This window comes from Lipingzhangella rawalii, from assembly GCF_031628175.1.
Classification (GTDB): Bacteria; Actinomycetota; Actinomycetes; order Streptosporangiales; family Streptosporangiaceae; genus Lipingzhangella_A; species Lipingzhangella_A rawalii.
In genome coordinates, this window is record NZ_JAVLVT010000003.1 from 164,339 (window position 1) to 176,957 (window position 12,619).

Below are 12,619 nucleotides of genomic sequence, written 5' to 3' on the forward strand. Positions count from 1 at the left end.
GGCGAGCGTGGCGGGCTGGCACGAGCGCCCACCGGAGCACCCGGTGGCCGCTGGGGGGATCCAAGCCAGCGCGCAGCTCAGGCGTGCTGTGAATTCGCGGTCACTTCCCAGGCGAGGGTGTAGGTGGGGGCCTCGGTCATGCGGAGTTCGGCCGTGCCGGACAACCCGGCCAGGGCGTTCTCGATCGCGGCCATCCGGGCCGCACCGTCCGAGGTGGCCACGAAGTTGCGGTAGTCCGCCTCGCTGGCCCAACGCACGATGGTGAACACGCGGGTGCCATCCGTGTTCACCAGGAACTGGGCTCCGCGGTAGCCGGGGTAGCTGCGCACCCACTCCTCCTGGATCTGGGTGAAGGCGTTCACCAGGGCCAGCTGGGTCTCCTGCCCGTCCACGGTGTAGTCGATGATCGAGTAGAAGCCGGTGTCCGTCTGCATGGGTGTCCTCCCACGGGTCGGTAGGTGGTCGGCGCTGGATCACCATCCTGGTAGTTCAAGTGAACTCGAAGTCAAGCGTGGCCAGGGGTGGAGGGCGAGGCGGGGGAGTGTTCGTCAGGTGTCTTCGGGGTCCCTGGAGTGTGGAGCCGAGAGCCGCCCGGTGGGTCCGGATTTTCGTGGGAATGCCGTTCCACTTCGGATATAATAATGATTATCGTTTCGATTTGGGGGTTGTGTGGACACCAGCACGGTGGGAACGATCTTCGACGCGGGCGCGCAGGAGTTCGCCGCGTGGTCGCAACGGCTGTGGGACCCCATCGGCTCGGCGACGGTGGCAGAGTCCGCCCCTGCACCCGGGGAGCAGATCCTCGATGCCTGCTGCGGGGCGGGAGCTTCGGCACTGCCCGCCGCCCGGGCCGTGCAGCCGCGCGGTTCGGTGGTGGGGGTCGACCTGTCCAGCGCGTTGGTGGCGCAGGGCCGGCAGCGGGCACAGCGCGCCGGGGTCGCGAACCTGCGGTTCGTGGTCGACGACGTGTGCACCTGGCCCGAAGCGGGCCGCTACGACCTGGTTCAGGTGGTGCATGGTGTCGCGTTCTTCGACGATATGGACGCCGGAACCACGGCCCTGATCCGGGCCGCACGGCCCGGCGGGCGCCTCGCGGTCACCGTGTGGGCCGACGGGGCACTTCAGGAGTTCCTCACCGTCTTCTCCGCGGCGATCGCCGCCGAGACCGGCCAGCCTCCTGAGCCCCCCGGCTACACCCAGGCCCGCGAACGTATCGCCGACGCGCAGCGCCTACGGTCCTGGCTGGAGCGGCTCGGCCTGGTCGATGTGCGCGTGCGCCGCCACGACCACACCCTGCCCCTCGACCCGGACGCGGCTTGGGAGTTCGTGCTGGGCAACGCCGCCCGCGGAATGCTGACCGGCCTCGATGACGCAGCGCAGGAACGGGTGCGTGCACACCTGGGCACCCTCATGCGCGAGCGCGGAGTCAACCAGCTCAACGCCGCCTTCCACATCGCTGTGGGCCGAGTTCCAGCGGAGGCGACGGCGCAGCCGACCTAGCATCCAGACCCGGCGCGGGCGGTGCAGGGTGGGCCGGAGCCTGCCGTCCGAACAGGGGTAATTCCAAGTCAATGTCGGGAAGTTTGAGCTGCGGTCTGGATGTCAGAGGCTGGGCTGTGCTCGGACCGAGATGTCTACGGCTGTGCGTGGCAACGGTTTGTCGTTCCCGGTCTCAATGTGGGCGAACTACGACTGGCTGCGGTTGACCCGGTGTGGAAAGACCCGCCTGCGCTGTAGCGACGAACCGAGACCACGGTGATTGAGCGTGGCCGTGCATATCCGTGGGACGCCCCTGGGGCGGCCCGAGCCGCCATGTCAGCGCGAATCACCGGGTGACGGGCGGCGCACACTACGACGGTTGGTTGTTGCGGGGTGGGAGGTTGTTTCCGGTGGACGCCTTCCGGGAGGCTGGACTGCTCCGGTAGTCGCGCCGCACCCCCGTTGGCCGTCGTGCGAGGGAGGGCGCCCAACGCGCCTCCCCGCACACCCCGAGTTTCCTCGCTGGCAATCCTCACCCCTCGCACCACAGCCAGTGGGACACTTCCCGGGCACCTCCAACCACATCCCCACCCCCGGCACCGATCCACGCCACGCGGGCTAGTCGTCCGCGTCGGCACTGCCGCTGCGTTGCGGGATGCCTATCCCTACGGCCATGTCGTCATCGTCATCTGTGTCCTCGTCGTCCTCTTCCTCGTCGTCGTCGCCGTCGTCGCCGTCATCGCCATCGTCTTCGTCGGCTTCCTCTTCTTCTGCCTGCTCGGCCTCCTGCTCGGCGCGGCTTGCGGCCCGCGTGGTGCACACCTGGTCTCCCGAGCTGGCGGTGGCATCGACGGCAACCACAGTGAAGCAGTACTCGACATACGTGTCGGCGGTGGCCACCTGGGTTGAGGTGACCCCGGCGCCGGTGCGGGTCATGGTCTGCTGGGCGCCGTCGGCTGGCCCACCCACGACGAAGTAGTCGGCCTGTCCACCGGTGTTGTCATTCCACCGCAGCTCCACGCGGTCCAGGTGATCGTCCAACGTGACCTCGGTGGGGGCGGCTGGAGCCCCATGTTGCTCTGTGGGCTCCGCTGCGTCCTCGCCGGTGTCCGTGTCGTCGACCGGATCCGAGCCGTGTCCCTGCTCATCGGCGGTGTCGTCCTGCGCGGCGACCGTTTCGGCCTCGGCGGTGGAGTTGCCCAGCCACGGTTCGGGCTGGAGCAGCGGAAGGAGCCCGCCGATCAGCGCCGCCACAGCCACACCCCCGACTACGGCGGCGACATGCAGCCGGGTGCGCAGCCTGGCGACGGCGCTGGGCGTGTCCTCGACCCATTCCGGATCCTCGTCCCACTGTGGATCTTCCGGGTCGGTGTCGAAGGCACGCTGCTGTCCCGGTAGGCGACTGGCCTCGGCGGCGCCGGTCCAGCCCTGCAAGTGCTGTTGGGCCAGCTCCAGGATCAGCTGGCTGGCGTCCGGGGGGTCGGTGCGCTCGGCGGCCGCGGTGGTGGCGGCGTCTGCGGCCACGGCGGGCTGTGCCGGGGGCGCATCCGTGGGGGGCGCGTGCCCCGTGTACGTGGTCGCATTCTCGGGGAGGCGGTCCGTCTCGGGAGGGGTTTGTGCCGGTGCCGGTTCCGCCGCGGGTTCGGGAGCGGCAGTGGGGGTCGGGGCTGGCCCGGCTGGTGGGCCGTCCGGGGGAGACGCCGGCCCGTCGGTGGCGGGCTCGGGGCGGACCGGTGCTGCTGGGTGGACCTGCTCCGGCGGACCATCCGCGTTCGGCGCAGTGGCCGGTGGTGCCGTGGGTGGCGGCTGCGGAACGTGCGGGGATGCGTGTTGTGGATCCTGCTGTGCCGGTGGGGCGGGGTGGTGCGGTGCTGCGGGTACGGGGGGCTGCTGGGCTCTGGAGGCTGGTGGGGCCGGTTCGGACGGGGGCTCGCGGAGCCAGACGTCCTGGAGTGCGGCCACCAGATCCGCTGGGGCGGGGCGATCCGCGGGCCGCCGGGCCATGGCCTGCCGGAGCAGCTCACCCACATCCGGGGGGACGTCCGTACGCGGAAGGTCCGGGACGGGTTGCCGCATTGCCGTACGGGCGTAGGCATAGGCGTCGGAAGGGTCGGTGAGGTGCCCCGCGAAGGGCAGCCGGCCCGCGGTGAGGCTCCACAGGGTGGAGGCGAACGCGTAGGTGTCGGATCCGGGCTCGGTCGGTTCCTTGCGCAGAACCTCGGGGGGTGCGTGGAACGCCAGTTCGGAACTGGTGCGCACCGGGCGCGGCGATCCGGGTTCGGCAAGCGCCCCCACATCGGTGAGGACGGCCGAGGTCTCGGCACGCAGAATGTTGCCCGGAACCACGTCGTTGTGCAGCAGCCCGCGGCTGTGCAGGACGTGTAGCGCGGAGGCGACCGCTCGGGCGAGTCGCAGCAGCTCGCCTGCGGACAGCTGCTCGCCCCGGCTCAGTGGCCCTGCGTAGGAACCACCGGGGTAGAACGGCATCACCAGCACCGGGTGCCCGTCGGGCGTCTGCTCCAGCGCCAGCAGCGGAACGGTGCCGCCAACATCACCGAGGGTCCGCATCCGTTCCACCTCGGCGCTCGCGCCGGAGCTGTGCAGCACTTTGAGGGCGACCGGTGTCTGGAGGCGCGGTGCGACAGCGCGGTAGACCATGCAGCCGCGTCCCCGATACACAAGGATCGGGTCCTCGTATCCGGGAACGGGCGGGATGTGGGGGGCGGACATACGGCGGTCCCTTCTGTGGACGTCTGGCCGACGGGGGCTCGTTACGGCCGTGCCCCGTCGTCCTCCGGTTCCAGGGGGCCTGCGTCCTCGGAGTCGTCGGGCTCCGACCCACCGAACAGGCCTGCGGGGCCGCCACCGCGGCCACGCTCCTCGTTGATGTCCTGCTGTGCCTCGAATGCGCCGGCAACCGCGATCCCACCGCAGATCACGCCGATAAGTACGACACCGCAGATCACGGCGGGCCATACGCGTTGCCGCCGACGCCAGTAGCGGCTGGAGCCGTACAACAGCGCGGCGCGCAGCTGGCGCCGGCGCAGCGCGTCCGCCTGGAGTACGTACTGCTCGGCGTTGGGTGTGTAGTGGAACGCTTCGGGAACCCGCTCCTCGGTGGAGTCGGCAGGCGCGGACTGGGCGGTTTGAGTTGCCACGGCTGATCGTTGCCCGGTCAGAACATGTTGTTGAAGGTCCGCACCAGCTGCGAGTAGTTGTTCGCGGACTCGTCGGTGGCGTCGATCATTTTCGCGAAGGCGCTCAACACCCCGTTGAAATGGGAGTCGAATTCCTCGGCCTTGGCCTGAAACTCCTGACTTCCCGCGCCCTCCCACCGGTTAACGGTGTCCTCCGACTGGGTCCGGATCTCGTCCATGATGCCGTGGAACCGGCTCATGTAGCCCTGCTGGTCGGCGGACAGCTCCTCCAACATGCCGACATTGCCGTAGACCTCGTAGCTCATACGCCCCCCTCCTGGCGTCCTGGCCTAGTTGATCGCGCGGGTCAACCCACCCAGCTCGGTCTGGGCACCACCGAAGTCGTCTGCGGACGCCTCGTCGGTGGTGTTGACGAGGCGCTGGCCCTCGTTCAGGTCGATGCCGTTGTTGTTGCACCAGCGAATCAGCTCGTCGAAGCGGTGGGTGAGCTCAGTGCGGGCCTGCTGGAACTTCGCGAGCGCCGAGCCCTGGAGGGCCTGACCGTCGCGTTCGCTGATGTCGTCGATGAGGGACTGGAGCTGTTGGTACAGACCCTCGGACTCCTGGCCGAGGCCCTCACCACCACGCGACAGTGCATCGCCCTCGGTCAGACCGACATGCTGATCAGACACGGGATTGCCCTCCCGAACGATTACGAATACACGCGGACAAAGCGCGGAATAACCGAAGCTACTGTAACGTATTATTCATATTCGGCAACCCTGGGGTGCTAAATGATCTTTGTGATCAATATGGCATTGTCTGGGATTCGGCTTTCCCGCAGCGGCACCGCGGAGTACACCCCGTCCCGGCTTCCGGTCGGGAGTCACCCATGTTTCCAGCCGGCCGCCACCGGCGAACCGGCCAGGGAGGCGTCCGCGGGGGCCTCGAACAGTTCCTCGGGCTCCTGCGGGGTGCCGTCCGTGACCTCCACGCGGTACCAGGCCGTGGGGGACTGCACGAGAAGTGCATCCCGGTCGGGGGCGGGGACGTACTGCACCATCGGTCCGGCATCCGCGGGCAGTAGCTCGGTGATGTCGGCAGATTCCGGGGCCGCGGCTGCCGTGGGCTCCTGCGTCTCCTCCCCACCGGCTCCGTCCTGGGCTGTTTCCTCCTCGCCGCCGGTGTCGTTGGTGTCTGTGTTGTCGGGGTCCGTGGACTCGGAGAGTGTCACCATCCGGGCAGCGCCGGGCTGATCCCCCGGTTCCTCCGAACTGTCGGCCTCGGCCTGTGGCTGTTCCGGAGCCCCGCCCTGATCGGCGGATTCCCGCTCGGGCGTCAGGATGGTGGTGTCCCCACCCCACACCGGGTCGATGCTGCGGGAGCTCCACTGCTGCCCGCCCTCGGCGTAGCTCGCGTTCATCACGTGGCCCCCGCTGCGCCGGACACTCAACTGGCCGTCCACGTCGGGGATCTGCTCTACCTGGACCTGTTCGCGGACGTGCACCGTCCCGTCCGGGGTGAGCTGCCACTCCTGCGGTTCCGGGCCCGTCTCGCCCAGCACGGCCTCTTCCCGGGGGGTGCTCTCCGGGTCGTCCAGCGGTACGGACATCACGCGGGTGGTGCCCGCACCCTGCCGGCCCGGAACGGATTCGGCCGGGGGCTGGTGGGCGGTGAACCAGATCCGCTCGTCGTGGATGCGCGGATCCTGGTAGGTGGCGCCCTGGTCAGGCCGAAGCGAGACCGCAACTTCGTATGCGCTGTCGTCCGCGTCGAGCTGCGCCACGTGCACGGTGTCCCCACCCGGCGGGCTGTAGGCCAGCAGCCGCCAGTCTTCGGAGAAGCGCAGGTGCACCGCCACGTCCGCCACCATCGGATCCAGCACACCGTCCGGCAGCTCCAGCACCGCCCGTTGAGCTCCGGTGTCCGGGTCGGTGAACACCAGAGCCTGGTCCTCCTCGGGGTCACCGCCGTCGTAGCCGCGGTACACCAACGCCAGCCCGGACAGCTGCGGCTGATCCTCCCCGTTCCCGTCCCCGTTGTTGTCGGCATCCCCGCAGGCCACCGTTGCGGCCACCAGCCCGACGGCCAGGCCACAGCCCCATCGCCGACCCAACCCGCGACGCATGAACATCCCACCTCCTGCCTGCTTCCGGGGGCGCCGGTCCGGCCGACCGGTCGCCATACCTGCGGGTATCACGCCTGCCACCCGTGTCACTCCGGTGGGTCTGTCCAGCCGACCTGCACCATTTCCGGCTTCTGCCCGCGCCGTGCCAGCAGCGCCCGCCCCGGCGGGAGTTGCCGAGCCGCAACCCCGTTGGCGAGCCGCCCTTCAGCCCGGTCCCCGGAGAACAGCAGGCCCGGGCTGGCCAGGTCGCTCAGCCCCTGGAGCACGGGTTCGAACATGGCCCGGGCTGCTCCGCCGGTGCGCCGCGCGAGGATCACGTGAAAGCCGATGTCGCGCCCGTAGGGCAGCAGTTCCGCCAGCGGCGACAGCGGGTTGGTGCGCCCGCCCACGAAGTCGTAGTCGTCCACCACCACGAACACTTCCAGCCCACTCCACCAGCTGCGTTCCCGCAGCTGACGCGGGGTCACGTCCGAGGTGGGCATGCGCTCCTTGAGGGAGCGGGCCAGGTCGGTGGCCGCGGCCTTCGTCTGCTCGGCCGTGGTGCAGTAGCCCAGCTGATGCGCCTGGGGAACCACCCCGAGGTGGGCCCGCCGGTAGTCCACCAGCAGCACCCCCACCTCCTGGGTGGGTCGCTGGATGATCTGGTGCAGCATGCCCCGCAGCAGGGTGGACTTGCCGGTCTGTGGGTCCCCGAACACCACCAGGTGTGACTCGTCCGTATCGTCCATCGCCACCGGCGCCAACGACCGTTCGGCCATGCCGAGAATGAGCCCGCGGCCCGAGTGGGACCGCTCCAGTTCCGGCAGTGACACCAGGGTGGGGAGGGTGTGCACCCGCCGTACCGGCCGTTGTTTTGGCCAGCGTTGACGTACCCGCGACACCAGGTCCCGCACCCCGGCTGTCAGATCGTCGTCGTCGGCGCGGCCGTCGACACGGGGCAGCGCGAACTGCACGTTGGCCTCACTGGGCAGCAGGCCCCGCCCGGGCGTGTCCTTGGGCACCGCCTCGGCGAGCTTACGGTCCACGCCGGAGTCGAACGGGTCGGTGAGGCGTAGCTCCAGCCGCCCGCCGAACAGGGCCTGCATCCGACTGCGGATTTGGCTGCTGGCCGCCCCGGTGAGCACGGTGTGCACACCCACGGCGGGGCCACGGGTCGCGATGTCCTGCACCAGCTCGTCCGCGTCGCCGAAGGCTTCGCGCACCGAGGCCCACCCGTCGATGAGGAGGAACACGTCGCCGGGCACCTCCGCCCGCACTTCCCCGGCCGCGCGGGCGCGGCGCAGCGCCGTGGGCGAGTCCAGTCCGGCGTCCCGGCACAGCTGTTCGCGCTGGTCCAGCTGCGCGGACACGTCCGACAGCACCCGGCGCACCCGCTCCGGGGAGGCGCGGCCCGCCACCCCGGCCACGTGCGGTAATTCCTCCATCGCGGCCAGCCCACCGCCACCGAAGTCGATGCCGTAGACCACGACGCGGCCCGGCGGGTAGGTCCAGGCGAGGCTGGCGATGAGGGTGCGCAGCAGGGTCGACTTTCCGGACTGGGGGCCGCCCACCACGACAAGGTTGCCTTCGGTGCCGGTGAAGTCCACCGTGGCGGCCTCTTGGCGCTGCTCGCGCGGGAAGTCGCTGCGGCCCACCACTGCCCGTACCTCGTCCGGGTCGGGTTCGGTGGCCGGTCCCACGGGCAGGCTCCCGTCCGGTTCGGCCAACAGCTCGCCCAGGCTCAGTGTGGCGGGCAGCGGCGCCACCCACACCGGGCGTACCGGTGCAGCACCCGCCGCGACCAGCCGGTCCACCGCCACCTGGAGAATCGTGCGGCTGGTGGTCTCTTCCGCAACTGACGGCTGCGGATTGGTGGGCTCCGTACCGGTGTCGCGGTTGGCGGCCCGCAGCACCGACTGGATCCCGTTGTAGGAGATTACCGGCAGCATCGGCTGCTCCTCTTCGGACTGCTCGGTGGGGGGCACGTAGGGGCTGGACACCATGGCGGCTTTGAACCGTTCGAACACTGAGGTGTCCACCTTCAGATAGCCCGACCCGGGCTCGGGCGGAAGGTGGTAGGCGTCGGTGACCCCGATCACCTCGCGGCTCTCGGCCTCGGAGAAGGTGCGCAGACCCAGCCGGTAGGACAGGTGCGACTCCAGCCCCTTGATTTTTCCGGACTCCAGGCGCTGGGTGGACAGCAGCAGGTGCACCCCGATGGATCGGCCGATCCGCCCGATGGCCACGAACAGCTCCGCGAAGTCCGGATGCGCCGTGAGTAGCTCGGAGAACTCGTCGATGATCACCAGCAGGTGCGGCAGCGGGTCCAGGTCGGGCCGTTGGGTGCTGCGCAGCTGCTCGTAGGCGTGCAGGTTCGGCAGGTTTCCCGCGTCCTTCAACAACTGCTGGCGGCGCGTCAACTCCCCGTACATGGCCTCCCGGAACCGGGTGACCAGCCCGTCGTCGTCAGCGAGGTTGGTGATGAGTCCGGCGCTGTGTGGCAGCCGATCCATGTCCGCGAAGGTGGCGCCACCCTTGAAGTCCACCAGTAGCAGCGCCAGCTGCTCCGGCGGATGGCCGATCACCAGCGAGGTCACCAGGGTTCGCAGCATCTCGGATTTCCCGGATCCGGTGGCGCCCACCACCAGGCCGTGCGGCCCCATCCCTCCGAACGCGGATTCCTTGAGGTCCAGGTGCACCAGCCCACCCGCCGGCCCCATCCCGATCGGTACCCGCAGAAACTCGTTCGCGCTCCGTGGCCGCCAGGTCTGCCGCGGGTCCAGCTCGGCAACATCCTGCACACCCAGAATCTCCGGCAGCCCCACAGTGGCGAACATTCCGTCGTCGTCCGCGCCGGCGGCCAGCCGCAGCGGCGACAGGATCCGCGCCAGGGAGGTGAGCAGTGCCACGCTGGCCTGGTCGGCCTGCCCCCGCAGCGGCAGGTCCCCGCCGGCCGGGCTCGTGCGCCGCTCCCCGCTCGGTTCGGGCGACTCTTCCTCGGGCCGGTCCTCGGCGACGGCTCCGGTCTCGTCCACGGTCAGCCGCAGATCCACCCGATCCGGCTCCTCACGCTGCTCACCCACGAGCAGAATCACGTGAATCCCCAGGTCAGCAAGGGAGGACACTCCGGCCTCGGCGGCCAGACCGGACAGGGTCGGCTGGTGTTCGCCGTCCACCAGCAGCACCAGCCGGCGGGTACCCGGCCCCGGGGGCTTACCGCGGCGCTTCTGCCAGTCCGAGGTGCGCTGCTCGAACTCTCCCTGAAGTAGCTCGGCGAGCTGAATCGTGCTGGTGCCCACGAGTCGCGCCGACAGCGGGCCGTCGTGGCGGTCGTCGGCGGCGTTGTGCGGCAGCCACTTCAGCCAGTCCCACTCCTCCAACAGGCGCGGATGCCGCACCACCCCCAGCCGCACCTCCTCCGGGGCGGTGAAGGTCACCAGCTGCGCGACCATCGCCCGCGCCATCGCGCGGCCGGTGGCGCGGTCCCCCACCACCGACACCATCCCGTGTTCCCGAAGGTCCACCACCAGTGGCTCTTCGGGAACGTGCGCGTACAGTTCCACAAGCTGGTCCGCGAGTCCTTGACACACCGGGTCGTAGACCACCAGCGGGTCCGAGGTGTCGGCCTTGAGGCTCAGGGGGCGTGCCAGCGGGCGGGTGCCCAGTCCCAGCCGCAGCTGGAGATGGTCACTGTCCCGAGAGCGGCGTTCCCACCGTCGCTCCCGGGAACGTGCCGGCTCCAGCAGCAGCTCCGGGGCGGGATGCCGGAAGGCGCTCTCGGCGCGCTGCGTCGCGGCCACCCCCCGCACGGTCTCGCGTAGCTGGTCCAGATAGTCGACGTAGCGTTCCCGCTGCTCTCGGATGCGCTTGCGCGGGCCGTTGTACTGCACCAGGAACATGGTGGCGCCCACGGCCACGCTGGCGATCATCACCAGCATCGCCCCCACCGCGTACAGCGGCCGGTGCCCCAGGGTGAGGGTGAACAGCAGCGAGCTGGATCCGGTGATGATCGGCATGATCATCATGGCCATGGAGCTGGTAGCGGGCGGATTGTCCGGCAGCTGTGGCGGCGCAGCGATCGACAGCGGCGTGGTGCTGGGCCGGGGGACGCCGCGACGCGCCGGCCGCGGAACGAGGGTGGTACTCACGAGTTCCTCCGGGCTCCGAGGCAGGGCAGGCGACATTGGCACACGGCCGCGGACTGTTACGGTAATGATTCCGCAGCCGGGTCCACGCCGACGAACCGGGACAGGGTCCCCATTGTCCACACCCGGCCACCTCCACACCGCTACCGCCCCAGGAGGCACGAGGTGAGTGGCTACTGCCGCGTGACGGTGACCGGGCCGCAGCGCTGGGCGGACCTGGCGCTGCCGGATACCGTGCCGGTGGCGACGCTGCTGCCGCAGATGGTGCGGGTGGTCGCACCGGACACCGCCGAAACCCGGCCGGGCGGGTGGAGCCTGCGCACCGGCACCGGCGAGCCCCTCACCCCGGACATGTCCCTGGACACTGCGGGGGTGCGCGAGGGGGATGTGCTGCTGCTGGAACGGGTCAGCGCCCCGGCCCGGCCCGCCCGGGTGGAAGATGTGCGTGGCGCTGTAGAGGACGAGGTCGACGAGAGCGGCGGGATGTGGACCCCGCGCACCACGGCCGCGTTCGGGATGCTCCTGGCCGCGCTTGGCCCCTTGGCCGTGCTGTGGACGCTGACCGTCACCCACCCGTTCGCGGGCAACATCGCCGTGGCCGGCGTGGGTGCGCTGGTGGTGCTGGCAATGATGGCGGTGGCGGCGCGGCGCTCCATGACCGCGGTGGCGCACGTGCTGCTGATTGCGGCAGCGGCCTGGGGCGCAACCGCGACCGGGCTGGCGACGATGACGGTCACGGCGGGCACCAGTCCCTTAACGGTGGTGGCGTTCGCCACCGTGGGGGCGCTGGTGCTGGCGGCACTGGGCTGGCTCGTGGACGAGCTGGCCCTGTCACACGTAGCGACCTTGGTGATGCTGGCCATCGCCGGTGCGGTGGTGAGCGGTACGGCCGCGCTGGTGGATCCCGCGCAGGGTGTCCGCGCGCTGGCGGCACTGCTGGCCCTGGGGGTGGGGGTGCTACCGCGGGTGGCGCTGACGATGGGGGGCCTGGCCGGGCTGGACTACGAGGTCCGCCACAGCGGCGAGGTGGCCACGGAACGGTTCACGGACACGTTCACGGCCAGCGACCGCATTCTGCTGGGGATCGTGTTGGGGCTGGCCCTGGCGACGGGCGCCACCCTGGGGCTGTTGACGGTGCTTGGCGGCACGGTCCAGGACTTCCTACTGGCGGGGCTGGTGGCCTGGCTGCTGCTGCTGCGTTCGCGCCTGTTCGACCGGATCCGGCACGTGCTTCCACTGCGGGTGTGCGCCCTGGGCGGGCTCGGGGTGGCGGTGGTGCTGCTACCGGAGATTGCGGGCTGGCTGGGCGCATGGTTGCCGGCGCTGGTGTTGGCCGCGGCGGTGGCGTGCGCGGTGTTGAGCCTGGTGCGTCTGGCGGACGTGCCGCGGGCGTCGCTGCGCCGCACCCTGAACGTGGTGGAGATTGTCGTGGTGGTCGCCCTGTGCACGGCGTTGGCCTGGGCGATGGGGCTGTTCGACGTGGTGCTGGGGTTGACCAGCTGACCAGACGCCCGCAGCGGGCACCGACCGTTCCTGGGTGGCGGTTCCACTGGTGCCGGCCATGGCGCAAAGCGACCCACGGTCTATGGGGGCGGCGCCGCGCACTGGCATCCCGCACACCGTCGCGGTGAATGTGGCGCCAATTGTTGCTCTGTGAGCTACGCCATTCAAGATCAACTTTTGTGTTTTCGGTCCAGAAGTCGACCATTCGCCGTTCCCTGTTAAAATCGCCGGCGTCTCCCGTGTTTCTC

At 70.0% G+C, this 12,619-nt stretch carries 9 protein-coding genes; 2 read left to right on the forward strand and 7 right to left on the reverse strand.

Going from position 1 to position 12,619, the window contains the following annotated elements; genetic code table 11:
- Positions 1–77 precede the first annotated feature (77 nt).
- Positions 78–434: an antibiotic biosynthesis monooxygenase family protein gene (locus RIF23_RS07545; RefSeq protein ID WP_310911689.1), complete on the reverse strand. Its 357-nt coding sequence runs from the start codon at positions 432–434 to the stop codon at positions 78–80.
- Between the two features lie 235 nt (positions 435–669).
- Between RIF23_RS07545 and RIF23_RS07550 the strand changes: the two genes are divergently transcribed.
- Positions 670–1,500 (forward strand): class I SAM-dependent methyltransferase, encoded by an 831-nt coding sequence (locus RIF23_RS07550; protein ID WP_310911690.1) that lies wholly within the window; start codon positions 670–672, stop codon positions 1,498–1,500.
- 597 nt (positions 1,501–2,097) lie between these two features.
- On the opposite strand, the gene RIF23_RS07555 is transcribed toward RIF23_RS07550, so the two are convergent.
- From RIF23_RS07555 to eccCa, 6 genes are all read right to left on the reverse strand, one after another.
- Positions 2,098–4,209 (reverse strand): serine/threonine-protein kinase, encoded by a 2,112-nt coding sequence (locus tag RIF23_RS07555; protein WP_310911691.1) that lies wholly within the window; start codon positions 4,207–4,209, stop codon positions 2,098–2,100.
- Between the two features lie 41 nt (positions 4,210–4,250).
- Complete coding sequence (locus RIF23_RS07560; protein WP_310911692.1) at positions 4,251–4,637, reverse strand: hypothetical protein; 387 nt, start codon at positions 4,635–4,637, stop codon at positions 4,251–4,253.
- 17 nt (positions 4,638–4,654) lie between these two features.
- Entirely contained in the window at positions 4,655–4,942 is a 288-nt protein-coding gene (locus tag RIF23_RS07565; RefSeq protein WP_310911693.1) for a WXG100 family type VII secretion target, read from the reverse strand.
- A 24-nt stretch (positions 4,943–4,966) separates the two neighbouring features.
- On the reverse strand, positions 4,967–5,308 hold the full coding sequence (locus tag RIF23_RS07570; RefSeq protein WP_310911694.1) for a hypothetical protein: 342 nt from the start codon (positions 5,306–5,308) through the stop codon (positions 4,967–4,969).
- 194 nt (positions 5,309–5,502) lie between these two features.
- Positions 5,503–6,750, reverse strand: a complete 1,248-nt coding sequence (locus RIF23_RS07575) for a hypothetical protein (RefSeq protein ID WP_310911695.1) — start codon at positions 6,748–6,750, stop codon at positions 5,503–5,505.
- Between the two features lie 80 nt (positions 6,751–6,830).
- Positions 6,831–10,748 (reverse strand): type VII secretion protein EccCa, encoded by a 3,918-nt coding sequence (eccCa, locus tag RIF23_RS07580; RefSeq protein ID WP_310912085.1) that lies wholly within the window; start codon positions 10,746–10,748, stop codon positions 6,831–6,833.
- A gap of 285 nt (positions 10,749–11,033) precedes the next feature.
- Here eccCa and eccD point away from each other — a divergent pair, with 285 nt between their 5' ends.
- The gene (gene eccD, locus RIF23_RS07585) at positions 11,034–12,371 is read left to right on the forward strand and encodes a type VII secretion integral membrane protein EccD (protein WP_310911696.1); all 1,338 of its coding nucleotides are present in this window, start codon (positions 11,034–11,036) and stop codon (positions 12,369–12,371) included.
- Positions 12,372–12,619: the final 248 nt, after the last annotated feature.